The 24881-nt window shown below is 60.2% G+C and carries 21 protein-coding genes; 7 read left to right on the plus strand and 14 right to left on the minus strand.

What is annotated here, in order from left to right; all coding sequences use genetic code 11:
* The first annotated feature begins 108 nt into the window (after positions 1–108).
* Positions 109–4356, plus strand: coding sequence for a DEAD/DEAH box helicase (locus tag HU759_RS27090; RefSeq protein ID WP_186617124.1), 4248 nt, complete (start codon positions 109–111; stop codon positions 4354–4356).
* 112 nt (positions 4357–4468) lie between these two features.
* On the opposite strand, the gene HU759_RS27095 is transcribed toward HU759_RS27090, so the two are convergent.
* Positions 4469–6571 (minus strand): mechanosensitive ion channel domain-containing protein, encoded by a 2103-nt coding sequence (locus tag HU759_RS27095; RefSeq protein WP_186617126.1) that lies wholly within the window; start codon positions 6569–6571, stop codon positions 4469–4471.
* Positions 6572–6812: 241 nt separating this feature from the next.
* Here HU759_RS27095 and HU759_RS27100 point away from each other — a divergent pair, with 241 nt between their 5' ends.
* From HU759_RS27100 to HU759_RS27110, 3 genes are read left to right on the plus strand one after another with little or no spacing between them, the layout of a single operon-like run.
* Entirely contained in the window at positions 6813–7592 is a 780-nt protein-coding gene (locus tag HU759_RS27100) for an endonuclease/exonuclease/phosphatase family protein (protein ID WP_017135979.1), read from the plus strand.
* Positions 7589–8851, plus strand: a complete 1263-nt coding sequence (clsB, locus tag HU759_RS27105; RefSeq protein WP_099547547.1) for a cardiolipin synthase ClsB — start codon at positions 7589–7591, stop codon at positions 8849–8851. The genes HU759_RS27100 and clsB overlap by 4 nt, the downstream gene beginning before the upstream one ends.
* Positions 8841–9797, plus strand: coding sequence for a lysylphosphatidylglycerol synthase domain-containing protein (locus HU759_RS27110; RefSeq protein ID WP_017135977.1), 957 nt, complete (start codon positions 8841–8843; stop codon positions 9795–9797). Before clsB ends, HU759_RS27110 begins: the two co-directional genes overlap by 11 nt.
* A gap of 112 nt (positions 9798–9909) precedes the next feature.
* Here HU759_RS27110 and HU759_RS27115 read toward each other — a convergent pair whose 3' ends face one another.
* Both HU759_RS27115 and HU759_RS27120 read right to left on the minus strand, forming a co-directional pair.
* On the minus strand, positions 9910–10665 hold the full coding sequence (locus HU759_RS27115; protein WP_017135976.1) for an alpha/beta fold hydrolase: 756 nt from the start codon (positions 10663–10665) through the stop codon (positions 9910–9912).
* Positions 10655–11764 carry a DUF3182 family protein gene (locus HU759_RS27120; protein ID WP_017135975.1) on the minus strand — a complete coding sequence of 370 codons (1110 nt, stop codon included), beginning with the start codon at positions 11762–11764 and terminating at the stop codon, positions 10655–10657. Before HU759_RS27120 ends, HU759_RS27115 begins: the two co-directional genes overlap by 11 nt.
* 249 nt (positions 11765–12013) lie before the next feature.
* On the opposite strand from HU759_RS27120, the gene HU759_RS27125 reads away from it, so the two are divergent.
* Positions 12014–12577: a cysteine hydrolase family protein gene (locus HU759_RS27125; protein ID WP_017135974.1), complete on the plus strand. Its 564-nt coding sequence runs from the start codon at positions 12014–12016 to the stop codon at positions 12575–12577.
* A gap of 20 nt (positions 12578–12597) precedes the next feature.
* Here the strand turns inward: HU759_RS27125 and tam are convergent, their stop codons facing one another.
* Positions 12598–13359 carry a trans-aconitate 2-methyltransferase gene (tam, locus tag HU759_RS27130; RefSeq protein ID WP_186617128.1) on the minus strand — a complete coding sequence of 254 codons (762 nt, stop codon included), beginning with the start codon at positions 13357–13359 and terminating at the stop codon, positions 12598–12600.
* A gap of 102 nt (positions 13360–13461) precedes the next feature.
* On the opposite strand from tam, the gene HU759_RS27135 reads away from it, so the two are divergent.
* Positions 13462–14370 carry a LysR family transcriptional regulator gene (locus tag HU759_RS27135; protein WP_099547542.1) on the plus strand — a complete coding sequence of 303 codons (909 nt, stop codon included), beginning with the start codon at positions 13462–13464 and terminating at the stop codon, positions 14368–14370.
* Positions 14371–14437: 67 nt separating this feature from the next.
* Here HU759_RS27135 and HU759_RS27140 read toward each other — a convergent pair whose 3' ends face one another.
* Positions 14438–14965, minus strand: coding sequence for a single-stranded DNA-binding protein (locus tag HU759_RS27140; protein ID WP_017135971.1), 528 nt, complete (start codon positions 14963–14965; stop codon positions 14438–14440).
* A 9-nt stretch (positions 14966–14974) separates the two neighbouring features.
* Positions 14975–16369, minus strand: coding sequence for an MFS transporter (locus HU759_RS27145; protein WP_170038014.1), 1395 nt, complete (start codon positions 16367–16369; stop codon positions 14975–14977).
* A 178-nt stretch (positions 16370–16547) separates the two neighbouring features.
* On the opposite strand from HU759_RS27145, the gene uvrA reads away from it, so the two are divergent.
* Positions 16548–19382 carry an excinuclease ABC subunit UvrA gene (gene uvrA / locus HU759_RS27150; RefSeq protein ID WP_026013597.1) on the plus strand — a complete coding sequence of 945 codons (2835 nt, stop codon included), beginning with the start codon at positions 16548–16550 and terminating at the stop codon, positions 19380–19382.
* A 65-nt stretch (positions 19383–19447) separates the two neighbouring features.
* Here uvrA and bfr read toward each other — a convergent pair whose 3' ends face one another.
* The 8 genes from bfr to rpmJ form a co-directional block, all read right to left on the minus strand.
* The gene (gene bfr / locus HU759_RS27155) at positions 19448–19912 is read right to left on the minus strand and encodes a bacterioferritin (protein WP_015886133.1); all 465 of its coding nucleotides are present in this window, start codon (positions 19910–19912) and stop codon (positions 19448–19450) included.
* A gap of 155 nt (positions 19913–20067) precedes the next feature.
* A complete protein-coding gene (locus HU759_RS27160) occupies positions 20068–21513 on the minus strand; it encodes a catalase (RefSeq protein WP_186617130.1) in 1446 nt (481 codons plus the stop codon).
* Between the two features lie 241 nt (positions 21514–21754).
* On the minus strand, positions 21755–22141 hold the full coding sequence (gene rplQ, locus HU759_RS27165; RefSeq protein WP_017135967.1) for a 50S ribosomal protein L17: 387 nt from the start codon (positions 22139–22141) through the stop codon (positions 21755–21757).
* A 41-nt stretch (positions 22142–22182) separates the two neighbouring features.
* On the minus strand, positions 22183–23184 hold the full coding sequence (gene rpoA, locus HU759_RS27170; RefSeq protein ID WP_003176403.1) for a DNA-directed RNA polymerase subunit alpha: 1002 nt from the start codon (positions 23182–23184) through the stop codon (positions 22183–22185).
* A gap of 22 nt (positions 23185–23206) precedes the next feature.
* The gene (rpsD, locus tag HU759_RS27175; protein WP_003210056.1) at positions 23207–23827 is read right to left on the minus strand and encodes a 30S ribosomal protein S4; all 621 of its coding nucleotides are present in this window, start codon (positions 23825–23827) and stop codon (positions 23207–23209) included.
* A gap of 18 nt (positions 23828–23845) precedes the next feature.
* Positions 23846–24235: a 30S ribosomal protein S11 gene (gene rpsK / locus HU759_RS27180; RefSeq protein ID WP_002555466.1), complete on the minus strand. Its 390-nt coding sequence runs from the start codon at positions 24233–24235 to the stop codon at positions 23846–23848.
* Between the two features lie 30 nt (positions 24236–24265).
* Positions 24266–24622 (minus strand): 30S ribosomal protein S13, encoded by a 357-nt coding sequence (rpsM, locus tag HU759_RS27185; protein ID WP_003210063.1) that lies wholly within the window; start codon positions 24620–24622, stop codon positions 24266–24268.
* A 129-nt stretch (positions 24623–24751) separates the two neighbouring features.
* Complete coding sequence (gene rpmJ, locus HU759_RS27190) at positions 24752–24868, minus strand: 50S ribosomal protein L36 (RefSeq protein ID WP_002555468.1); 117 nt, start codon at positions 24866–24868, stop codon at positions 24752–24754.
* Positions 24869–24881: the final 13 nt, after the last annotated feature.

The raw sequence follows: 24881 nt of genomic DNA on the forward strand, positions 1-24881 counted from the left end.
TGCCGTAGGTTGTTGCCAGAATCGTTGCATTTTGCGGGTTTGTAGCGCAACCGTCACGGACAAAGTACCTGATTGCAACTTGTTGGCATGGGCAGTATCAATCAATAGATGAACCTTCCTGAATCAACCGACACGGTATTGGACGGCTTCCACCCCGCCGTCAGTGCCTGGTTTGGCAACACCTTCCCCTCGGTGACCGGCGCCCAGGCCCAGGCGTGGCCGCTGATCCGCCAACGCCGCTCAACCTTGATCGCCGCGCCCACAGGCTCCGGCAAGACCCTGACTGCGTTCCTGGCGGTGCTCGATGACCTGGTGCATCAAGGCTTGGCCAACGGTGGGCAACTGCCGGACGAAACGCTGGTGGTGTACGTGTCGCCGCTCAAGGCGCTGTCCAACGATATCCAGATCAACCTGCAAAACCCGCTGGCCGGCATCACCGCGCAATTACAGGCGCAGGGCTTGCCGCCGCTGACTATTCGCACCGCCGTGCGTACCGGCGACACCCCGCAAAAAGACCGCGCACTCATGCGCAAACGGCCGCCGCATATCCTCGTCACCACGCCGGAATCCCTCTACGTGCTGCTGGGCTCGGACTCCGGTCGGCAGATGCTGGCCAGCACGCGCACGGTGATCGTCGACGAAATCCACGCCATCGCCGCCGGCAAGCGCGGCAGCCACCTGGCTCTGAGCCTGGAGCGCCTGCAAGGGTTATGCAGCGAGCCATTGACCCGCGTCGGCCTGTCGGCCACGCAAAAGCCTATCGAGGCGGTGTCGCGATTTTTGGTCGGCAGCGGGCGTGAGTGCGCCATCGTCGATATCGGCCACGCGCGCCCCCGCGACCTGGATATCGAAGTACCACCAGTGCCGCTCTCGGCGGTGATGGCCAACGATGTGTGGGAATTGGTTTACGACCGCCTCGCCACGCTGGCCCGCGAACACCGCACTACGCTGGTGTTTGTCAACACCCGGCGCCTGGCCGAACGCTTGGCCCGGCACTTGAGCGAGCGTTTGGGCAAGACCGCTGTGGCCGCGCACCACGGCAGCCTGGCCAAAGAGCTGCGCCTGGACGCCGAGCAACGGCTCAAGGCCGGTGAACTGCAAGTGCTGATCGCCACCGCGTCGCTGGAGTTGGGGATTGATATCGGTGAGGTCGACCTGGTGTGCCAGATCGGCTCGCCCGGTTCCATCAACGGTTTTCTGCAAAGGGTCGGGCGTTCCGGTCACCAGGTCGGCGGCACGCCCAAGGGGCGACTGTTCGCCACCACCCGTGATGATTTGATCGAATGCGCCGCCCTGCTCGACTGCGTGCGGCGCGGCGAACTGGACACCTTGCACATCCCCATCGCCCCGCTGGACGTGCTGGCCCAACAAATCATCGCCGAAGTCAGCGCCCGCGAATGGCCGGAACAGGCGTTGCTGGACCTCATCCGTCGCGCCTCACCCTACGCCGCACTCGATGAACGCCACTACCAGGCGCTGCTGCACATGCTCGCCGACGGCTATAACGGCCGCCAGGGCATCCGCAGTGCCTACCTGCACCGTGACGCCGTGACCCACACCCTGCGCGCCCGCCGTGGCGCCAAACTCACCGCCGTGACCAGCGGTGGCACCATCCCCGACAACGCCGACTACAGCGTATTGCTGGAGCCTCAGAGCCTGAACATCGGCAGCGTCAACGAAGACTTCGCGGTGGAGAGCATCGCCGGGGATATCTTTCAGCTCGGTAATACGTCCTATAGAATCCTGCGGGTAGAAAGCGGCAAGGTGCGCGTCGAAGATGCCCACGGCCAGCCGCCGACCATCCCCTTCTGGCTGGGTGAAGCACCGGGGCGCAGCAACGAGTTGTCGTCGGCAGTCGCACGTTTTCAGGGGCAGTTGGACGCTCTGCTCAGCACCACGCCCGGTGACCTGCAACCCGCGCAAGACTGGCTCACCGCCAGCCTTGGCCTGAACCGCGCCAGCGCCGAGCAGATCCTTGATTACCTGGCCCGTGCGCGCCTGGCGCTGAGCGCATTACCGTCCCAGGACACATTGATCATGGAACGGTTTTTCGATGAGTCCGGCGGCACTCAGTTGATCATCCACACGCCGTTCGGCAGCCGCATCAACCGCGCCTGGGGCCTGGCGCTGCGCAAGCGTTTTTGCCGCACGTTCAACTTTGAATTGCAGGCAGCCGCCAGTGAGAATGCAATCGTGCTGTCGCTGTCCACCAGCCACAGTTTTGAGCTGGATGAAGTGTGGCGCTATGTGAACAGCAACAGCGCCGAACACCTGCTGATTCAGGCCGTATTGGATGCACCGCTGTTTGGCGTGCGCTGGCGCTGGAATGCCGGTGTGGCCCTGGCGTTGCCGCGCTACACCGGCGGGCGCAAGGTGGCGCCGCAGATCCAGCGCATGAAAAGCGAAGACCTGATCGCCAGCGTGTTTCCCGACCAGATTGCCTGCCTGGAAAACCTCGCCGGTGAACGCGAAGTACCCGAACACCCGCTGGTTGAGCAAACCCTCGACGACTGCCTGCACGAAGCCATGGACAGCGAAGGTTGGCTGACGCTGTTGCGGCGCATGGAGCGCGGCGAAGTGCGCCTGATCAGCCGCGACCTGCCTGCGCCCTCGCCCATGGCCGCCGAAATTCTCAGCGCGCGGCCCTACACCTTTCTCGACGACGCACCATTGGAAGAGCGCCGTACCCAAGCCGTGCTCAACCGTCGCTGGAGCGACCCGCACAGTACCGACGACCTCGGCGCGCTGGACGCCGAGGCCATTGCCGGCGTGCATGAAGAAGCCTGGCCCGCGCCCAATGGCCTGGATGAAATGCATGAGGCGCTGATGAGCCTGGCGTGTATCGCCGGCAACGAAGTCACGCCGCAATGGGCCGAGTGGTTGCACGCCTTGGCCAAGGGTGGGCGCGCCTATCAACTGGACAATGGCCTGTGGGTAGCGGTAGAGCGCTTGAGTTGCCTGCAAGCGATCTATCCGAATGACCTGCCGTTGTTGCCGGGCTTCGATGAGCCCTGGACCTTTGACGATGCACTGGCCGAAGTGCTGCGCGCGCGCCTCGGCGGTTTCGGCCCATTGAGCCTGGTTGAGATCGCCACGCCGTTGGCGCTGCCGGTCGCGGATATCAGCCAGGCACTCGCGCGTCTGGAGCAGGAAGGCTATGTGCTGCGCGGCCATTTCAGCCCCGGCGCCACCCAGGAACAATGGTGCGAGCGGCATTTGCTCGCGCGTATCCATCGCTACACAGTCAAGCGTCTGCGCCGGGAAATCGAGCCGGTGGCGCTGCAGGACTTCATGCGCTTTCTGTTCGATTGGCAGCACCTGTCCGACGGCACCCGTGGCCAGGGCAGCGCAATGTTGCCGCAGATTGTCGGGCAGTTCGAAGGTTACGCCGCCGCCACCTCGGCCTGGGACAGCGACTTGCTCAGTGCGCGGCTCAAGGACTATTCCTCCACCTGGCTCGACGAGCTGTGCCGCAGCGGCAAACTGGTATGGACGCGCCTGAGCAACAAGGCCGGCGCCCTGGCACTGCGCAGTACGCCGGTGGTGTTGCTGCCGCGCAGCCAGGTGCCGTTGTGGAGCGGGCTGACCGAACCGACCGACAGCACCACGCTGTCGCCCAAGGCGCAAAAAGTCCACCTGGCGCTGCGTGAACACGGCGCGCTGTTTTTCGACGAACTGGTGCATGAAGCCCATCTGCTGCGCAGCGAACTGGAAACCGCCTTGCAGGAACTGGTGGGCGCGGGGCTGGTGAATGCCGACAGCTTTGCCGGGCTGCGGGCCTTGACCACGCCCGCCAGCAAACGCCAGGCCCGCAGTAGCCGGCGTGGGCGCGGGGCGTTTATTGGCGGCATGGACGACGCCGGGCGCTGGGCCTTGTTGCGCCGCTCGCCCAGCGCCGCCGGCCCGCATTCGGCCGAGACCCTGGAGCATGTGGCGATGACCCTGCTGCGCCGTTATGGCGTGGTGTTCTGGCGGTTGCTGGAGCGGGAGCCCGACTGGCTGCCAAGCTGGCGCGAATTGCTGCGCACCTTCCATCGCCTGGAAGCGCGGGGTGAGATTCGCGGCGGGCGGTTTGTGAGTGGTTTGGCGGGGGAACAGTTTGCGTTGCCGGAGGCGATCCCGTTGCTACGTGAGGTCAGACGTCGGCCGCATGACGGCAGTTTGATTGCGGTGTGCGGGGCGGACCCATTGAACCTGGTGGGCACCTTGTTGCCAGGCAGCAAAGTGCCGGCGGTGAGCGGCAATCGGGTTGTGTACCGCGATGGCTTGCCGGCGGCGGTGATGGTCGCGGGTAAGCAGCAGGTGTTGCTGGAGGAGGACTTGCAGGCGGTGCAGGAGAGGTTGATCAGGCGCTGATACCTGTATGGACCTTGCCGGCCTCATCGCGGGCAAGCCCGGCTCCCACAGGGGAATGCATTCCAACGGTGGGAGCTGGCTTGCCTGCGATGAGGCCGGAACAGTCATTACATCATTGAGGCCTGTGCTGCTCGGTCACCACCACCGCACCCGGCACCTCCTCACCCGCCTCATCCACAGGCGCCGAACGCTTGGGCAGCCAAACCTGCTGTGGATAAGTCTGCGCGAAGTGCACCTCATCACAGTTATCCACAAGCTTTTTCAGGCGCTGGTTAAACGCGCGGCTCACAGCATATTGCCCGCCCGACACGGTACGGAACTGCGCCGTCAGCACCACGCCGTTGAGGTCCATCTTGTCGACCCCAAACACTTCCAGCGGACCTTGCAGGTTGTACTTGAGGAACACATCGTCGCGGATCGACTGCCCCGCCTCACGGATCAGCTCCACAGCCTTGTCCACGTCGGTGTCGTAGGTGAACTGCACCGAGAAGAACGCATAGGCAAACTGCCGCGACTGGTTGGTGACCGCCTTGATCTGCCCGAACGGCACCGAGTGCACAAACCCCTTGCCGTCTCGCAGACGCAGGGTGCGGATGGTCAGGCCCTCCACGGTGCCGGCATGGCCGGAGTCGAGCACTACCCAATCGCCGATCGACAGCGTGTCTTCAATGATGATGAACAGGCCGGTGATCACGTCCTGCACCAACTGCTGGGAGCCAAAACCGATGGCCAGACCGACCACACCGGCACCCGCCAGCAGAGGTGCGACATTGATGCCTAGGTTGGCCATGGTGGTGATCGCGCAGATCACCACCAGCACGATCTTCACCGCATTGCGCAACAACGGCAGGATGGTTTTGACCCGTGTACTCGGCTGGCGGCTGGAGCGCTTGTTGACCGGCGGTTTCAAGGCTTCCTGGATCGCTGTGTCGAGCACCACCCAGAACAGCCAGGTCACCAGCAGGATCAGGCCAATGCTGCTGAGGGAATCGCTGATCGCCCGGCCTACCGAGTTACGCTGGGCAAATTCGAACAGCGATACACCCCAGATACGCCCGAGAATTTCGATAAACGCGATGGCCATGGCGATGCGCAGTATTGCGTGCAGCAGGCTGAGGAAGCGCTCTTTGTAGGCGCTGCTGCGCTGGATCGCCACTTGGCTGCGGGACTTGAACAGGTGTTGCAACACCGTGCTGAGAAACACTGTGCCGATCAACAGAATCGTGGTGAACAGCGCGCAACGCAAAGCCTTCTGGTTATCGTCGCCGGCGCCGATCAGGTTGATCGCCGAGACCAGCACCATCAACAGAATCGGCCAATACCACAGCCCGGAAAACACTCGCAGCGATTGCTGCAGCGCCGGGTGTTTGAGGCGCTGGGCCAGCGGCCGATTGCGGATCAGATGCGCGACCGGACGGCGCAGGCGCACCACCAGCACGCCGAAAATCACCGCCGCGAACAGGCCGGTAAACACCGCGATGCTGCTGGTGATATTGCCACCCAACTGGCGCGCGATCTGCGGGCTGGTCAGGGCATCGCTGAGAGCGGCGAGAAAGCCGATCAGGAACAGCGGCTTGGGGCAATAGTTGCGAATAATCTGCACGGCTGGGCGCTTGTGGCCGACGTTGAACATGACGATGACGCACAACAGCATCGACGTGGAGAAGATACCGCTGCTGGTGGCATAGGCAAAACACAGCGCCAGCGCACGGCCTACGGAGCTGGGTAAAAAGTGGCTGACGTAAAGCGTCAGCGGCAGGCAGATCAAGGCTGGAATCGTGTAGGGCACCACGTAGCCAAGAACGCCCTGCAGACGCCCGCGCTGCTCAACGAAACGCCGCCGACCGAGACGCTGCACGCTCAAACGCCCGAGCAGTGTGAGTGTCGCAAAGGCGCCGACCCACACCCCGGACAGCAGCAGGAAGTCCCCGCCCACGCTCCACGGCGAACGTTGTGCGGTTTGATCGACCAGCCGCCCGACTTCATCCGCCGCACGGTCGGCGCGCAGGCGCCAGGCGTCGATGAGGTTCTGGTTGAGGTCGAGTTTGTCTTGCACATCGTCAATGCTGGAGCTGATGGCGCCGAGCAGGCCACCTTCGACCAGCAACTCCGGCTTGGCTGGAGCCTCAGCTGCCGCAGGCGCCGCAGCTTGCAGCGCGCCATTGCCACACACCAACAACGCGACGAGCAGTAATGCAGTCTTTAGATTCAGCAAAACGCCGGGCTCCTTCAGCAGGGTCTGTAAGGAACTGACGGGTTTGAGCGCTGATCGTTCCCACGCTCTGCGTCCATGGGACGCGGAGCGTCCCGGGCTGCATTACCACGCGGAGCGTGGGAACGATCGGTTAACAGCACCGCCTGTAGGTCACTCGAAACTTTCCGTCAACACCCGCAGTCAGCCAATAACATCAGCCAATAAAACAGGCTTCACCCTTTACTTATCCACAGGAGCGATCATGGCTGCGATTGCCGACTGGGTGCCCGTTACGCCCAGCACCGCCATCACCCGCTTCACCGTGCTGACGGTGAATATCCATAAGGGTTTCACCGCGTTGAACAGACGCTTCATCCTGCCCGAGTTGCGTGAGGCGGTGCGCAGCGTGGGTGCCGACATGGTGTTCCTGCAGGAAATCCACGGCACCCATGAGCGGCACCCGCAGCGTTACAGCGACTGGCCGAAGATGCCGCAGTATGAGTTCCTCGCCGACAGCATCTGGCCGCAGTTCGCCTACGGCCGCAACGCGGTCTACCCGCATGGCGACCACGGCAACGCGCTGCTGTCCAAATTCCAGATCATCCGCTACGACAACCTCGACATCTCCCAGAGCGGGCATGAAAGCCGTGGCCTGCTGCATTGCGTGCTGCGCTTGCCGGGCAGCGGCCAAGAGGTGCATGCGATCTGCATGCACCTGGGCCTGCGCGAGGTGCATCGCCAGCAGCAATTGCGTTTGCTGGAGCAGCGCATTGCCGAGATTCCGGCTGACGCGGCGCTGATCGTCGCCGGTGATTTCAATGACTGGCGCCAGAAGGCCAACCTGAGCCAAAGCGGGCTCAGGGAAGTGTTTATCGAAGCCCATGGCAAACCGGCGCGCACCTTTCCGGCGCGCCTGCCATTGCTGCCTTTGGATCGCATCTATGTGCGTAACCTGAAGGTGCATAACCCCAGGGCGCTGACGACGCGGCCCTGGTCTCACCTGTCAGACCACGTGCCGCTGTCGGTGGAGATCGAACTATGAATGTCGCCGTGGAACACATTGCCACCGACCAGCCACCGGATGATGCCAAGGCCCGCGACCTGGATTACGGCTGGCAACCGGGCAACCGCATTGAGCTGCTGGAGAACGGCGAGGCGTACTTTCCCGCCGTCTTCGAGGCCATGCGCCAGGCACAGCGGGAGATCCTGCTGGAAACCTTTATTCTGTTCGAAGACAAGGTTGGCCATGAACTGCAAGGCATCCTGATCGAAGCGGCGCAGCGCGGCGTAAAGGTCATCGTCAGCCTCGATGGCTTTGGCTGCGGCGAGCTGAGCCCTGCCTTTCTCGGTGAGCTGGCCGAGGCCGGGGTGACGGTGCAAATGTTTGACCCGGCAGCGAAGATAGTGGGCATTCGCACCAACTGGTTCCGTCGCCTGCACCGCAAGATTGTGGTGGTGGACGCCGCCGTGGCGTTTATCGGCGGGATCAATTTTTCTGCCGACCACTTGGGTGATTTCGGCCCCGAAGCCAAGCAGGATTATGCCGTGCAGGTAAGCGGCCCGGCCGTGGCGGACCTGCATCATTTCGCCCTCGCCCAAAGTGGCCGCCAGGTGCGCACGCGACGCGGCTGGCGACGGCGCCAGCAACGGCCATCGCTGTGGCCGACGCACACCGACGACGGCCTGGTGCGCCTGATTTATCGCGATAACCTGCAACATCGCGATGATATCGAAGAGGCCTATATACACGCCTTGAGCAAGGCGCAAAAACGCGTGGTGATTGCCAACGCCTACTTCTTCCCAGGCTATCGCCTGCTGCGTGAAATCCGCAATGCCGCGCGACGTGGCGTACAGGTGCAACTGATTATGCAGGGCCAACCCGATGTGCTGCTGGCCAAGCTTGCCGCGCGCATGCTGTATGACTATTTGCTCAAGGATGGCGTAGTGATTCACGAGTATTGCCAGCGCCCGTTGCATGGCAAAGTGGCCTTGGTGGATGACGACTGGAGCACTGTGGGTTCGAGCAACCTGGACCCATTGAGCCTGTCGCTGAACCTGGAAGCCAACGTGCTGATTCGTGACCGCGCGTTCAATCAACAGCTGTATGAAAGCCTGGAAACACTGGCACGTAATCATTGCCGGACCATGCCGGAAAACCGCAAGCCGCGCCTGTGGTTATGGCGATTGACCGTGGGCTTTTTGGTGTTCCATGTCATGCGGCACTTCCCCGCGCTGACGGGCTGGCTGCCAGCACACAAACCGCGCCTCAAGCCATTCGAGAGCCAGGCCCATGAGCACTGAAAGCGGCGGCTCGCGGTTCAAGCGCTGGAAGAAACCGCTGACGTTCGCGTTTTTTCTGCTGCTGATTGTGCTGTTCACCCTGCTCGCACGGCGCATCGACTGGAGCGAAGTGCTGCAAACGCTGGCGGCCTTCAAGCTGCGCACGCTGTTGATCGCCGGTGGGCTGACGCTCTGCAGCTTTCTTGTCTACGCCAGCTTCGACCTGATAGGCCGCACCTACATTCGCCAGGATTTGCGTTGGAAGCAGATCCTGCCGGTCGGGATCATCAGCTACGCCTTTAACCTCAACCTGAGCGCGTGGGTCGGCGGCATTGCCATGCGCTATCGGCTGTACTCGCGGCTCGGGGTGAGCACCAGCAATATCGCCAAGATTCTTGGGCTGAGCCTGGCCACCAACTGGTTTGGCTATATGGCCGTGGCCGGAGGGGTATTCAGCAGTGGGCTGGTGACAATGCCGCCGGGCTGGAAGGTCAGCAGCGGCGCGTTGCAAGGCATTGGCGTGGTGTTGGTGCTGGCCAGCCTGGGTTATCTGGCGGCCTGCCAGTTTGCAAAGAAACGCGCGTGGTCGATCAAAGGCATCGAGATCAACTTGCCGTCGTTGCGCATGGCTTGTTTGCAGCTGGCGCTGGGTGCGTTGAATTGGTCGTTGATGGCGGCGGTGATCTTTACGTTGCTGCCCGCCAAGCTGGACTACCCGCTGGTATTGGGCGTGCTGCTGATCAGCGCGATTGCCGGGGTGATCACCCATATCCCCGCCGGGCTCGGTGTGCTGGAAGCAGTGTTTATCGGGCTGATGCAGCATGAGGCGTCGCGGGGAAGTTTGCTTGCAGGGCTGATTGCCTACCGGGCGATCTACTTTATTTTGCCGCTGTTGGTGGCGTTGGTGATGTATTTGGCGGTGGAGGCAAAGGCCAAGGCGTTGCGGGTCAAGAAAACACCGGCGTGAACGGTGTCGGCAGTTCGATCGCCATCGCGGGCAAGCCCGCTCCCACAGGTTGCAATACATTCCAAGTGTGGGAGCCGGGCTTGCCCGCGATGAGGCCCTAAAGGGCACCCCACTATCGTGACTGAATAATGCTCAACCGCTCCCCCACCACCATCTCGGTAATCCAGTCCACCAGGATCGAGGTGTAGGCCTGCTGCGACACCGGGTCGCTCAACGAATGATCGGCGCCATCGATGATCCGATGGGTCAGCGAATGGGTGTTCTGGCAGGCCGCGCGGTAACTCATGATGGTGGCATGGGGCACGTGGTCGTCGGTTTCCGACTCGACGATCAGCACATCACCGCTGAACTTGGCGCAGGCATGCAGGGCGCGATTGGTCTCGGCGTGTACCAGGGTGCTGCGGTAATCCATCAGGTCGGCCTTATCCAGGTCGCGCTTGGGCTTGAGCCACTCCTGGTCGCGATACAACGCCGGCACGCGCAGCGCCAACCAGCGTACCGGGCGCAATGAGGTGAGAATCGCCGCCAGATAGCCGCCATAACTGGTGCCCACCACGGCCACGGCCGAGGTGTCGATGGCGGGGTGTGAGAGCAGCCGATCATAGGCCGCCAGCAAATCGCGCAGGTTGTCTTCACGGGTGACGCGGGACAAGGGAATGCCGGTGCCGGCGTGGCCGCGCAGGTCGAAGGTCAGGCACACGCAGCCTAAGCCCGCGATGCCTTTGGCGCGCTCCAGGTCGCGTTCCTGGCTGCCGCCCCAGCCGTGCACAAACAAAACGCCGGGGACTTTGGATTTTGGGCTCAGGAAGGTGCCGCTCATCTGTTCGTCGTCAATATCGATCGCAATGCTTTCGCTTCTAGCCGTCATAAGATTTAACCGTCACATACTTGAGAAGAAAGTCGCTGTTTTCGGCCGGGCCGCGATACACCTCAATAGCGTGCGCCGGCAGCGGTTGGTCCACATAGGTCTCTACCGAGGACACATGAATCGCCCGCAGGCCGGGGTTATTGATTAAGCTTTGCAGCGCCGCGACTTCCGCGCTGCTGGCCCCACCCATGCGCCAGGATTGTTCGAGCACGCCACTACGGCGTTGGCCGTCACTGTCCAGGCCTTGGGCAATGTCGTAATTGCGCCGCGAGGCATAGAAACCAGGGTAGGCCTCATCGGCGGCACTGTCGAAGACCTGGGCTTGTTGGATGGCTTCGCGCACATCGTCGGGCAAATCGAGCTCAAGCAGATCTTCATAGCCACCGGGCACCACCAGCAAGGTCGAGCCGCCGTAAACCTCTTCGCCGTGCCCGTCCTGGGTGAGAAATTGCTCGCCGCAGTAGCTGATCACGTGATCGCCGATAAAGCTCTGGCCCACACTGTGGGTGGTGACGTCGTGCAGATCCTGCTCCAGCACTACGCCGTCGTTGAACAGCTGCGCCGCTTCGGGTCGCGCCAGCAAAGCCTCGAATGCGTCGAGGCTGTGGATAACTTCCTGGCCGCGTCCGGCACAGGCATGCACCGGTTTCATGCGAATCGGCCCGCTGTAGAGCAAGCGCGTGGCGGCAGGCAATGCGTCTTCAAGGGCAAACACGCTGAGCCCGTCGAGAACAACCGTGCGCACACGCTCACAGAACGCTGGCGACCAGCCTTCAGGCGCCGTGGCGTCAGGACTTAGCAGGCCGTGGGTGATCGCTTTGGTACAGATGAATGCGTGATCGACATAACCGCCCCACAGATCTTCCGGCCCTCTGATATTAAGCGGTCGCGCTTGAGCGGGGCCGACCAGGGTTTGGGTGGGTAACACATACAAGTCGAGACCGGCGTGTAACTGCGGGTCATAGCTGCCGCCGAATTTAAGCCCAAGGATCTGCGCCAGCCAGCGCGCGAGGGCGCGATTGGTTTCGACTTCATGCTGCGGCGCCCCTTCTCTTGTGGAGTGGGCGACTACGCGTTTTTTGCGTTGAATCGGGGTCATGCGTCCCCCTTGGCGATCCTGCCATGTGTGTGCGAGGAAGGTTGCATGGATCACGCCAAGGCAAGGCTGGGGAGGATGGCCGTTAAATCAAACAGTTACTGACACAGCGATGGCACTAGGCCTGTTTTATTCTGCACGACAGGGGTTTAAACGGACGGTGTTCTGCACGACGCCTCCATCAAAGCAGCTGCGTGGATGGCGACGGGCCAGCTAAGATGCAAGGCACTGCCAACCATCATAAGGACACCCATGGCCAAGCAAGCGCTCATCCTCATCGATATCCAGAACGATTACTTCCCCGAGGGCAAGTGGCCGCTCGATGGCGTGGAAGCCGCGGCGGACAAGGCCGCGCAGGTGCTGCAGGCGTTTCGCCAGGCGGGCAACGCCGTTGTCCATGTGCGCCATGAGTTCACCAGCGAAGACGCACCCTTCTTCACGCCAGGCTCCGAGGGCGCGCACCTGCATGCCAAGGTACTCAACGAGGGTAATGAGCCGGTGGTGCTCAAACACTTTGTGAACGCGTTTCGCGGGACAAACCTGCGCACCGTGCTGGAACAACGCGCCATCACTGACGTGGTGGTGGTCGGCAACATGAGCCATATGTGCATCGACGCCGTGGTGCGGGCTGCGGCAGACCTGGGCTACCAGGTCACGCTGATTCATGACGCCTGCGCGACCCGCGACCAGGTATTCAATGGCCAGGTGATTGCGGCGGCGCAGGTGCATGGCGCTTATATGGCATCGCTGGCCTTTGGGTACGCCAGCGTGGTGTCGACGGATGAATACTTGAAGGAGCAAGCGGCGGCGCAATGACCACCGCTTGTTTGCGGCCCTCAGCGGGTTGCGATGATGAACAGACGCGGAAAAGGCAGTAATACAGTGCCGTCAGCCAGGGCCGGGTAAGCCTGGGTAATACGCGTCTGGTATTGCTGTAGGAATGCGGCTTTTTCGCTATCGGTCAACGGTGCAAGAAACGGCCGCAACGCAGAAGCCTTGAACCACTCCACCACCGCCCCGTGATCGGCCAGCGGGTGTTGATAGGTGGTGCGCCACACGTCGACGGTGCTGCAATGTTTGCTCAGCAGCTCGTAGTAGTAACTCGCGGTGTGCCGCTCATTGTGTTTGACCGCACCAATCTTGGCCGCCCACGGGCCATCTGCCGCCACTTCGCGGGCCAGCCGGTGGGCAGGTTCGTCGAGGTTGTCCGGGGTTTGTACGGCGAGGGTGCCGCCAGGTGTCAGCTGGTCGAGCAGATGCGGATAAAGCGTGGCGTGGTCAGGTAGCCATTGCAGGGACGCGTTGGCGAGGATCACATCGAACTTCTGGCCTGGGTTCCAGGCGGCGATGTCTGCCAGCTCGAAATTCAGTTGCGGCAGGCGCTTGCGGGCGTCGACCAGCATGTCGTCGGAGCTGTCCATGCCCGTAACGTGCGCCTGCGGGAAACGCTCGGCCAACACTTCAGTGGAATTGCCAGGGCCGCACCCCAGGTCGACGGCGCTACGCACATCGGTATTGGGAATGGCCGCGACCAAGTCACGGACCGGGCGGGTGCGTTGCTGTTCAAACATCGTGTATTGCTTGGCAGACCAGGTCATCGCGGCTTTCCTTCTTTGTTAGCGGTGACCACAGCCTAAGTCTTGTGAGCCATGAGAACAAATGCCAGGATTGGCAAACTCCCATACCTTGAAAGTATCCTTATGTTGGAGCTTCGCCAGCTTAAAGCCTTCGTGGCTATTGCCGAGGAAGGCTACATCACTCGCGCTGCGGAACGCCTGGGCATGCAACAACCACCCTTGACGCGCTTGCTGCAGAGTCTTGAAACGCAATTGGGTGTGGTGTTGATGGAGCGCCTGCCCCGCGGCGTGCGCCCAACCACTGCCGGCCTCGCGTTGCTGGACGAGGCGCGTGACATCCTGGCGCGGGCCGAGGGTGTGGCCGACGTGGTGCGCCGTGCCGCCCGGGGTGAACGGGGCCGACTCGCTATCGGCTTTACCAGCTCGGCGGCGTTGCACCCGTTTGTGCCCAGCGTGCTGCGGCGGTTTCGCGAGGCCTTTGTGGGGGTCTCGGTGGTACTGGAAGAAGCGGGAACCGGCGAACTGCTGGACGCGCTGGTGCAGGAAAAACTGGATGCCGCGTTTATCCGCTCACCGCTCAGTGGCACGCAACAGTTGCAGGACGAACCGATCCTGGTGGAGCCGATGCTGCTGGCGCTGCCGACCGATCATCCCTTGGCACTCGATGCGGGGCAGCCGTTACCCTTGGCAGCATTGGCTGATGAGGCTTTTGTGCTCTATCGCCGGCGCGTGGGGCTGGGTTTGTATGACGCCATTCTGGTGGCCTGCCGTGAAGCGGGGTTCAGCCCGCAAGTGGTGCAGGAGGCGCCACGCATGACGGCGACCTTGAGTCTTGTGGCTGCAGGGCTTGGGGTCTCTATCGTGCCCGCCTCCATGCAGCGGCTGCGCGGCGATGGCATTATTTATCGCGAGCTGATCGAGTGCCAGAGCCTGGTGGCGCCGTTGCATTTGGCCACGCGTATTGGTGACAGCTCGGCGGTTTTGCGCAGGTTCAAGGAGATGGTGGTCACAGCGGCCGCGACGGACGCCTGATTGCAGGCATTAAAAAACCCCCGAGGCTTTCGCCTTCGGGGGTTTTGCTCGTTCCGGGCCTGGGACCTTAGAACGGGATATCGTCATCAAAGCTGTCGAAATCCGGAGCCGGCTGTGGCGCGGCCTGCTGTGGAGGCGGTGCCTGGCGCGACTGTTGCGGAGCCGACTGCTGCGGGCGCGGAGCCTGCTGGCGTGGGGTCGGAGCGGACTGCTGGTAGTTATTGCCCCCGCCCTGTTGGTCGCCCTGCTGTGGACGGCCGCCCAGCAGTTGCATGGTGCCTTGCATGTCCACCACGATTTCGGTGGTGTAACGCTTGATGCCGTCTTTTTCCCACTCGCGGGTTTGCAGTTTGCCTTCGATGTAGACCTGCGAACCTTTGCGCAGGTATTCACCGGCGATTTCTGCCACCTTGCCGAACATCGACACACGGTGCCATTCGGTTTTCTCGACCTTCTGGCCAGTCTGCTTGTCGGTCCACTGTTCGCTGGTCGCCAGACTCAAGTTGGTCACGGCGTTACCGTTAGGCAAGTAGCGAACTTCGGGATCCTGGCCGCATGTACCGACCAATATGACTTTGTTAACCCCACGGGCCATAACGTTCTCCTAGGCTGGGCGCGCTGTCGGCACTGGGTTGACCAGTTGCTCGAGCGTCGCGCGATCCAATAATTCGGTGTCTAATTTGATGTAGATGGCGGCTTCTTCTGCAATAACCACGGCATCTGTAACCCCGGTAACGGCCTTGAGGCGCTCAACCAGACCGGCTTCGCGGATCGCTTCTGGCGATAACGGCAAACGCAGGCTCGTCACATAGGGAGGTTCGCGCATGGTAACAGCAAAGGCCAACCAAAGTGCAGCCAGCCCGGCGCATCCGAGGAACACAACCGACAAACCGCCATGCTGGAACATCCAGCCGCCCATGATGCCGCCAAGCGCGGAGCCGAGGAACTGGCTGGTGGAATACACCCCCATCGCCGTGCCCTTGCCACCGGCCGGTGAAACTTTACTGATCAGCGAAGGCAGCGAAGCCTCCAGCAGGTTGAACGCGGTGAAGAACACCACCGTGCCGATTACCAGCGCCCGCAGGCTGTCGCCGAACTTCCAGAAGAATAGCTCAGTGAGCATCAGCGTCGCGACGGCGCCGAGCAAAACTCGTTTCATTTTGCGTTTCTTCTCGCCATAGATGATGAACGGGATCATGGCGAAAAATGAAATCAGCAGTGCGGTGAGGTACACCCACCAGTGCTGTTCCTTGGGCAAACCGGCTTTTTGCACCAGTGCCAGGGGCAGCGCGACGAAGCTGCACATCAGCATTGCGTGCAACACGAAGATACCTAAATCCAGACGCAGCAGGTCCGGGTGCTTGAGCGTCGGCAACAATGCCTTGCGTGCGACGCCGGACTCACGGTGCTGCAAGGTGCCGGTGGAGCGCGGCACCATGAAGGCCACGATCACGATGCCGAACAACGCCATGCCGCCGGTGGCGAGGAACAGCCCGTGCAAACCGAAGGCACGGGTCAGCAAGGGGCCGACGACCATCGCAACGGCGAATGAAAGGCCGATGGTCATGCCGATCATGGCCATGGCCTTGGTGCGGTGTTGTTCGCGGGTCAGGTCCGAGAGCAGCGCCATCACCGCTGCGGAAATCGCCCCGGCGCCCTGTAGGACGCGCCCGGCAATCACCCCCCAAATAGAATCAGACTGGGCCGCGAGCACGCTGCCGAGGGCGAACACGATCAGCCCCAGGTAGATGATGGGACGACGGCCGATACGGTCGGAAATGATCCCGAACGGGATCTGAAAAAGCGCCTGGGTCAGGCCATAGGCGCCAATCGCCAGGCCGATCAGTGCGGGGGTCGCTCCTGCGAGATCCATTCCATAGGTCGCCAGCACCGGCAACACCATAAACATGCCTAGCATACGGAACGCGAACACCAGGGCCAGACCGCTTGCTGCTCGGGTCTCGCCGCTACTCATGCGTTCGCTGTGGGGATCGTGCATGGAAAAACCTCGTGTGAACCGGCGGCGATTCTACCAGTCCCATCGATTGAGAGGGTATATGCGGCGCTTTGCCGCGCAGCTTTCATGTAAGGCTGCACCCGGCACTTTGGCAGTGTATATTCATCCAGTCTTTAGCCGTATACTCCTGCATTATTTACGCCCGCCGTGCGAGGCCATCTTGGACAAGATCCTGATTCGTGGGGCTAGAACCCACAACCTGAAGAACATCGACCTGACCCTGCCCCGGGACAAACTGATCGTCATCACCGGCTTGTCCGGCTCGGGCAAATCGTCACTGGCGTTTGACACGCTGTATGCCGAGGGCCAGCGCCGCTATGTGGAATCGCTGTCGGCCTATGCGCGACAGTTCCTGTCAATGATGGAAAAACCCGACGTCGACACCATTGAAGGCCTGTCGCCGGCGATTTCCATCGAACAGAAGTCGACCTCCCATAACCCGCGTTCCACCGTGGGCACCATCACTGAAATCTACGACTACCTGCGCCTGCTGTATGCGCGCGTAGGTATTCCACGCTGCCCGGACCACGACATTCCGCTGGAAGCCCAGACCGTCAGCCAGATGGTCGACCTGGTGCTGGCCCAGCCGGAAGGCGCCAAGCTGATGCTGCTGGCGCCGGTGATTCGCGAGCGCAAGGGTGAGCACCTGTCGGTGTTCGAAGAGCTGCGTGCCCAGGGCTTTGTGCGGGCGCGCATCAACGGCAAGCTGTATGAGCTGGACGAAGCGCCGAAGCTCGACAAGCAGAAGAAGCATTCGATTGATGTGGTCGTCGACCGCTTCAAGGTACGCGCCGACTTGCAGCAGCGTTTGGCGGAATCGTTCGAGACCGCGCTGAAGCTGGCCGATGGTATTGCCCTGGTCGCACCGATGGATGACGAACCGGGCGAAGAGATCATCTTCTCCGCACGTTTTGCCTGCCCGATCTGCGGCCATGCGATCAGCGAGCTGGAACCCAAGCTGTTTTCCTTCAACAACCCGGCCGGGGCCTGCCCGACGTGCGATGGCCTCGGGGTGAAGCAGTTCTTCGACATCAAGCGCCTGGTCAACGGTGACCTGACCTTGGCGGAAGGTGCCATACGCGGCTGGGACAGGCGCAACGTCTATTACTTCCAGATGCTGGGATCGCTGGCGTCGCACTATAAATTCAGCCTGGAAGTGCCGTTCAACCAACTGCCAGCCGAGCAGCAGAAAGTCATCCTGCACGGTAGCGGCTCGCAGAATGTCGATTTCAAATACCTGAACGACCGCGGCGATATCGTCAAACGCTCGCACCCGTTTGAGGGCATCGTGCCCAACCTGGAGCGGCGCTACCGCGAGACCGAATCGGCGAGCGTACGCGAAGAGCTGGCGAAATTCCTCAGCACCCAACCGTGCCCCGACTGCCGCGGCACGCGCCTGCGTCGTGAGGCGCGGCACGTATGGGTAGGCGAGAAGACGTTGCCGGCAGTAACCAACCTGCCGATCGGCGATGCCTGTGAATACTTCGGTGTACTCAAGCTGACCGGCCGCCGTGGGGAAATTGCCGACAAGATTCTCAAGGAAATTCGCGAGCGCTTGCAGTTCCTGGTCAACGTCGGCCTGGACTACCTGTCGCTGGATCGCAGCGCGGATACCTTGTCCGGTGGTGAGGCCCAGCGGATTCGCCTGGCCAGCCAGATTGGTGCCGGCCTGGTGGGCGTTCTGTACATCCTCGACGAGCCGTCGATCGGCCTGCACCAACGTGACAATGATCGCCTGCTGGGTACGCTGAAACACCTGCGCGATATCGGCAACACGGTGATCGTGGTTGAGCACGACGAAGACGCGATTCGCCTGGCCGATTATGTGGTCGACATTGGTCCTGGTGCGGGTGTGCATGGCGGGCATATTGTCGCCGAGGGCACGCCTGCCGAAGTGATGGCTCACCCGGACTCGTTGACCGGCAAGTACCTGTCCGGTCGCGTGAAAATCGAAGTGCCAGCCAAGCGCACGCCGCGTAACAAAAAAATGGCGCTGCACCTCAAGGGCGCGCGCGGAAATAACCTGCGCAATGTCGACCTGGAGATTCCGCTGGGCTTGCTGACCTGCGTGACCGGTGTTTCCGGCTCGGGCAAATCGACGCTGATCAACAACACGCTGTTCCCACTGAGCGCCACCGCCCTGAACGGCGCGACTACCCTGGAAGCGGCTGCACACGACAGCATCAAGGGCCTGGAGCACTTGGACAAGGTGGTCGATATCGACCAAAGCCCGATTGGCCGCACACCCCGCTCGAACCCTGCGACCTATACCGGGTTGTTCACGCCGATACGCGAACTGTTTGCCGGCGTGCCAGAGTCGCGCTCACGGGGCTATGGGCCTGGCCGGTTCTCGTTCAACGTCAAGGGTGGCCGCTGCGAAGCTTGCCAGGGCGATGGCCTGATCAAAGTGGAAATGCACTTCCTGCCGGACATCTACGTGCCGTGCGATGTGTGCAAGAGCAAGCGCTACAACCGCGAAACCCTGGAGATCAAGTACAAGGGCAAGAGCATCCACGAAACCCTCGAGATGACCATCGAGGAAGCGCGGGTGTTCTTCGACGCAGTTCCAGCATTGGCGCGCAAGCTGCAGACGTTGATGGATGTGGGCCTGTCGTACATCAAGCTGGGGCAGTCAGCGACCACGCTGTCGGGTGGCGAGGCGCAACGGGTGAAGTTGTCTCGTGAGCTGTCCAAACGCGACACGGGCAAGACCCTGTATATCCTCGATGAGCCAACCACGGGCCTGCACTTCGCGGACATTCAGCAATTGCTCGACGTTTTGCACCGCTTGCGCGACCACGGCAACACGGTGGTAGTCATCGAACACAACCTGGATGTGATCAAAACGGCCGACTGGCTGGTGGACCTCGGACCGGAAGGCGGTTCAAAGGGTGGCCAGATCATTGCGGTGGGCACGCCGGAGCAGGTCTCCGAGATGCCACAGTCGCATACTGGTTACTACTTGAAGCCACTGCTGGCACGCGACAGAGCCTGATTTATCGGGCTCATGAAAAAGCCCCTGTCACTTTGCGGTGACAGGGGCTTTTTTGCAGCCGCAAATCAGAACTGCGATTGCAGGTAATTCTCCAGACCGACCAACTTTATCAGCCCCAACTGCTTTTCAAGCCAGTAGGTGTGATCTTCTTCGGTGTCATTCAACTGCACGCGCAGAATTTCGCGAGTGACATAGTCGTTGTGCTGCTCACAGAGCTCGATGCCCTTGCAGAGCGCGGCACGCACCTTGTACTCGAGACGAAGGTCGGCAGCGAGCATGTCAGGTACCGTGGTGCCCACGTCCAGGTCGTCGGGACGCATGCGCGGCGTGCCTTCGAGCATCAGGATACGGCGCATCAGCGCGTCGGCGTGCTGTGCCTCTTCTTCCATTTCGTGGTTGATACGCTCGTAGAGCTCGGTAAAGCCCCAGTCTTCGTACATACGCGAATGGATGAAATATTGGTCACGAGCTGCCAGTTCGCCCGTCAGCAACGTGTTGAGGTAATCGATTACGTCGGGGTGACCTTGCATCGCCCTACATCTCCCTGCTTGAAAGTCTGTAGTTTGAACCATGCTGACTCGAAGGTCACGGGACAAACGGCAGAAAAGCGAAGATATTCAGAGAAAAGTGGCGGAAATAACGCAAAAACCGCCCGAATGAGGGCGGTTCTGCTTCTCGTTTAGAGTCAGCTAAGCGTTACGCCCAATGCAGTTGCAATGCCCTGGCCGTAAGCTGGGTCAGCCTTGAAAAAGTGCTGAAGCTGGCGCTGAACCACATCACTGCTGACGCCGGCCATCGCGCCGGCGATGTTGTTAATCAGCAGCGCTTTCTGAGCGTCGTCTTGCAGGCGGAACAACGCACCGGCATGGCTGTAGTAGTCCGTGTCTTCACGTTGATCATAACGGTCAGCAGCACCGTTCAGCGCCAGAGGCGGCTCAGCGTACTGTGGCGCCTGCTTTGGTGTATCCGCCACGCTGTTGGGCTCATAGTTAGGAGACGCACCACCGTAACCAAAGGACATGGAACCATCGCGCTGGTTGTTATTGACCGGACTCAATGGGGAGTTGATCGGCAACTGCTGATGGTTTGTGCCAACGCGATAGCGGTGGGCGTCCGCATAAGCGAAAACACGGCCTTGAAGCATACGGTCTGGCGACAGACCAACACCCGGAACCATATTGCTTGGGCCGAAGCATGCCTGCTCGACTTCAGCAAAGTAATTCACTGGATTACGGTTCAGCTCCAGCTCACCCACCTCGATCAACGGAAACTCCTGCTGCGACCAGGTCTTAGTCACGTCGAACGGGTTTTCATAGTGAGCAGCGGCCTGAGCCTCGGTCATGATCTGGATGTTGACGCTCCACTTCGGAAAGTCACCGCGCTCAATCGCATCAAACAGGTCACGCTGCGCGTAATCAGGATCGGTACCGGCGATACGTGTCGCCTCCTCGGGTGTCAGGTTTTTGATCCCTTGCTTGGTTTTATAGTGCCACTTGACCCAATGGCGCTCGCCTTTAGCGTTGATAAGGCTGTAGGTATGGCTCCCGAAGCCGTGCATGTGACGATAGCCGTCTGGAGTGCCACGATCCGAGAACAGAATGGTGATCTGGTGCAGCGCCTCTGGGGACAATGACCAGAAGTCCCAGACCATCTGTGCACTTTTGAGGTTGGTTTGCGGCAACCGTTTCTGGGTGTGGATAAAATCTGGAAACTTGAGCGGGTCGCGAATGAAGAACACCGGGGTGTTGTTGCCAACGATGTCCCAGTTACCTTCCTCGGTGTAAAACTTCAAGGCAAAGCCGCGCGGGTCACGCGCAGTATCTGCCGAGCCACGCTCACCACCCACCGTGGAAAAACGCAGAAACGTTGGAGTCTGCTTGCCTACGGACTCAAACAGCTTGGCGCGGGTGTATTGGGTAATATCCCGAGTCACTGTAAACGTACCGTGTGCACCAGAGCCTTTGGCGTGCACACGACGCTCAGGAATGTTCTCACGGTTGAAGTGCGCAAGCTTCTCGATGAGATGAAAATCATCGAGGAGCAGTGGCCCACGCGGGCCGGCAGTGCGGGAGTTCTGGTTATCTGCGACGGGAGCGCCGCTGGCGGTGGTCAGAATTGTACTCATGCTCAATCTTCCTCAGGTCAGGCTTAGAACTGCCGGCTAATCGGCTGGAGGGAGTATTGACCATCAAGATGACACCATCAAATGCATTAAATTATGGACTTTGATAGAAAATAACTAATAACCCGTCAGGGCGAATAGAGTTTGGATTAATAAGGGAACCGGCAGCGACTTGAGGAATATAGACGACTTTCCTATCGCCCACAAAAAACCGGGCACTAGGCCCGGTTCTTCGTTGCAGCGTGTCGTCTTACTCGGCGCTTACAGCTTCGCCGGCAGTAGCACGATCAACCAACTCGACATACGCCATAGGCGCGTTGTCGCCAGTGCGGAAGCCGCACTTGAGGATGCGCAGGTAGCCACCCTCACGGGTAGCGTAACGCTTGCCCAGGTCGTTGAAGAGCTTACCAACGATAGCTTTCGAACGAGTACGGTCGAAAACCAAACGGCGGTTAGCCAGGCTGTCTGTCTTGGCCAAAGTGATCAGCGGCTCAGCAACGCGACGCAGTTCTTTAGCTTTCGGCAGGGTAGTTTTGATCAGCTCGTGCTCGAACAGCGACACCGCCATGTTTTGAAACATGGCCTTGCGGTGCGAGCTGGTACGGCTCAGGTGACGACCACTTTTACGATGACGCATGGTTCATTCCTTACCAAACTCACGTTCGGTGATTACGACGATCAGGCAGTCGCCTTGTCGTCCTTCTTAAGACTTGCAGGCGGCCAGTTGTCGAGGCGCATGCCGAGGGACAGACCGCGGGAGGCCAGAACGTCCTTGATTTCAGTCAAGGATTTCTTGCCCAGGTTCGGAGTCTTCAACAGTTCTACTTCGGTACGCTGAATCAGGTCGCCGATGTAGTAAATGTTTTCCGCCTTAAGGCAGTTAGCCGAACGTACAGTCAGTTCCAGATCGTCAACCGGGCGAAGCAGGATCGGATCGATCTCGTCTTCCTGCTCGATTACCACTGGTTCGCTGTCACCTTTGAGGTCGACGAACGCAGCCAACTGCTGTTGCAGAATGGTTGCAGCGCGGCGGATAGCCTCTTCAGGATCCAGAGTACCGTTGGTTTCCAGATCAATAACCAGCTTGTCCAGGTTAGTACGCTGCTCGACACGGGCGTTTTCCACCACGTATGCGATACGGCGAACCGGGCTGAACGAAGAGTCAAGCTGCAAGCGACCAATGCTGCGGCTTTCGTCTTCATCGCTCTGACGCGAGTCGGCCGGTTCATAACCACGACCACGAGCTACAGTGAGCTTCATGTTCAGGGCGCCGTTAGACGCCAGGTTAGCGATTACGTGATCGGGATTAACGATCTCGACATCATGATCCAGCTGAATATCGGCAGCGGTAACCACCCCCGAACCCTTCTTCGACAAGGTCAGCGTAACTTCGTCACGGCCGTGCAGCTTGATAGCCAGACCTTTAAGGTTCAACAGGATTTCAATTACGTCTTCCTGTACACCTTCGATGGCGCTGTACTCGTGGAGCACACCGTCAATCTCGGCCTCGACTACTGCACAGCCGGGCATTGAGGACAACAGGATGCGGCGCAGCGCGTTGCCCAGGGTGTGGCCAAAACCACGCTCGAGAGGCTCGAGAGTGATCTTGGCGCGGGTTGGACTGACAACCTGCACATCAATGTGGCGGGGTGTCAGGAACTCATTTACCGAAATCTGCATGGATGCACCTATTTTCTAGCCCTTACTTGGAGTAGAGCTCGACAATCAGGCTTTCGTTGATGTCGGCGGACAGATCACTGCGAGCAGGAACGTTCTTGAAAACGCCCGACTTCTTCTCAGTGTCTACTTCTACCCATTCTACGCGGCCACGTTGGGCACACAGATCGAGAGCTTGGACAATGCGAAGTTGGTTTTTTGCTTTCTCGCGAATCGCGACCACGTCACCAGCACGAACCTGGTAGGACGGAACGTTAACGGTTTGGCCGTTTACGCTGACGGATTTGTGCGATACCAGCTGACGGGATTCGGCACGAGTCGAACCAAAGCCCATACGGTATACAACGTTGTCCAGACGGCATTCGAGCAGTTGCAGCAGGTTTTCACCGGTTGCACCTTTCTTGCCAGCAGCTTCTTTGTAGTAGCCGCTGAACTGACGCTCGAGAACGCCGTAAATACGACGGACCTTCTGCTTTTCACGCAGTTGGGTGCCGTAATCGGACTGGCGACCGCGGCGTTGGCCGTGGATACCAGGTGCTGCTTCAATGTTGCACTTCGATTCGATCGCGCGCACGCCGCTCTTCAAGAAGAGATCGGTGCCTTCGCGACGAGCGAGTTTGCATTTTGGACCAATGTAACGAGCCATTCTTTACAATCTCCTGGATTACACGCGGCGCTTCTTCGGCGGACGGCACCCGTTGTGCGGGATTGGCGTCACGTCGGTGATGCTGGCGATCTTATAGCCACAGCCGTTCAAAGCACGGACAGCAGACTCACGACCTGGACCTGGACCTTTGACGTTAACGTCGAGGTTTTTCAGGCCGTATTCCAGCGCAGCTTGACCAGCACGTTCAGCAGCTACTTGAGCAGCAAACGGGGTGGACTTGCGGGAACCGCGGAAACCCGAACCACCAGAGGTAGCCCAAGACAGCGCGTTACCTTGACGGTCGGTGATGGTCACGATGGTGTTGTTAAAAGATGCATGGATGTGGGCGATGCCATCAACCACTGTCTTTTTAACTTTTTTACGAGGACGAGCAGCAGGTTTTGCCATGATAATTTTCCTGTCGATTCGCGTGGGCGATTACTTGCGGATCGGCTTACGCGGACCTTTACGGGTACGCGCGTTAGTCTTGGTACGCTGACCGCGTACTGGAAGACCACGACGATGACGCAGACCACGGTAGCAACCGAGGTCCATCAAACGCTTGATTTTCATGTTGATTTCGCGACGCAGGTCACCTTCAGTGGTGAACTTCGCCACTTCGCCACGCAACAGCTCAATCTGCTCGTCGCTCAGATCTTTGATCTTTGCGGCTGGGTTTACCCCAGTGTCTGCGCAAATTTTCTGCGCAGTAGTGCGACCAACACCATAGATGTAGGTCAGCGAGATAACAGTGTGCTTGTTATCTGGAATGTTAACGCCTGCAATACGGGCCATTCAGTGGGACTCCAATTGACAGCTACCTACGCCCCGGAAGCCAAGAAATAGGGCGCGAGATAATATCGCTGTAATAACAAATAATCAACCCGGCAGCGCACTAGCTGCCGGGCTTCAAGCGGATCACACTCAGCCTTGGCGCTGTTTGTGACGCGGTTCCGCGCTGCAAATTACTCGAACAACACCTTCGCGGCGAATAATCTTGCAGTTACGGCACAGCTTTTTCACCGATGCACGAACTTTCATCACCAACTCCTCG

The sequence above is a fragment of the Pseudomonas sp. OE 28.3 genome, from assembly GCF_014268205.2.
Lineage (GTDB): Bacteria > Pseudomonadota > Gammaproteobacteria > Pseudomonadales > Pseudomonadaceae > Aquipseudomonas > Aquipseudomonas edaphica.

Bases quoted from the DNA above. Each gene is read 5' to 3' on its own strand.
- rpoA (WP_003176403.1), bottom strand. From the start codon at position 23,184: ATGCAGATTTCGGTAAATGAGTTCCTGACACCCCGCCACATTGATGTG.
- HU759_RS27115 (WP_017135976.1), bottom strand. From the start codon at position 10,665: ATGACGGCTAGAAGCGAAAGCATTGCGATCGATATTGACGACGAACAG.
- HU759_RS27120 (WP_017135975.1), bottom strand. From the start codon at position 11,764: ATGACCCCGATTCAACGCAAAAAACGCGTAGTCGCCCACTCCACAAGA.
- clsB (WP_099547547.1), top strand. From the start codon at position 7,589: ATGAATGTCGCCGTGGAACACATTGCCACCGACCAGCCACCGGATGAT.
- rpsK (WP_002555466.1), bottom strand. From the start codon at position 24,235: ATGGCAAAACCTGCTGCTCGTCCTCGTAAAAAAGTTAAAAAGACAGTG.
- bfr (WP_015886133.1), bottom strand. From the start codon at position 19,912: ATGCAAGGTCACCCCGACGTAATCGATTACCTCAACACGTTGCTGACG.
- HU759_RS27145 (WP_170038014.1), bottom strand. From the start codon at position 16,369: ATGCACGATCCCCACAGCGAACGCATGAGTAGCGGCGAGACCCGAGCA.
- rpsM (WP_003210063.1), bottom strand. From the start codon at position 24,622: ATGGCCCGTATTGCAGGCGTTAACATTCCAGATAACAAGCACACTGTT.
- HU759_RS27135 (WP_099547542.1), top strand. From the start codon at position 13,462: ATGTTGGAGCTTCGCCAGCTTAAAGCCTTCGTGGCTATTGCCGAGGAA.
- HU759_RS27090 (WP_186617124.1), top strand. From the start codon at position 109: ATGAACCTTCCTGAATCAACCGACACGGTATTGGACGGCTTCCACCCC.
- HU759_RS27140 (WP_017135971.1), bottom strand. From the start codon at position 14,965: ATGGCCCGTGGGGTTAACAAAGTCATATTGGTCGGTACATGCGGCCAG.
- rpmJ (WP_002555468.1), bottom strand. From the start codon at position 24,868: ATGAAAGTTCGTGCATCGGTGAAAAAGCTGTGCCGTAACTGCAAGATT.
- HU759_RS27125 (WP_017135974.1), top strand. From the start codon at position 12,014: ATGGCCAAGCAAGCGCTCATCCTCATCGATATCCAGAACGATTACTTC.
- rplQ (WP_017135967.1), bottom strand. From the start codon at position 22,141: ATGCGTCATCGTAAAAGTGGTCGTCACCTGAGCCGTACCAGCTCGCAC.
- tam (WP_186617128.1), bottom strand. From the start codon at position 13,359: ATGACCTGGTCTGCCAAGCAATACACGATGTTTGAACAGCAACGCACC.
- HU759_RS27110 (WP_017135977.1), top strand. From the start codon at position 8,841: ATGAGCACTGAAAGCGGCGGCTCGCGGTTCAAGCGCTGGAAGAAACCG.
- rpsD (WP_003210056.1), bottom strand. From the start codon at position 23,827: ATGGCTCGTTACATTGGTCCAAAATGCAAACTCGCTCGTCGCGAAGGC.
- HU759_RS27100 (WP_017135979.1), top strand. From the start codon at position 6,813: ATGGCTGCGATTGCCGACTGGGTGCCCGTTACGCCCAGCACCGCCATC.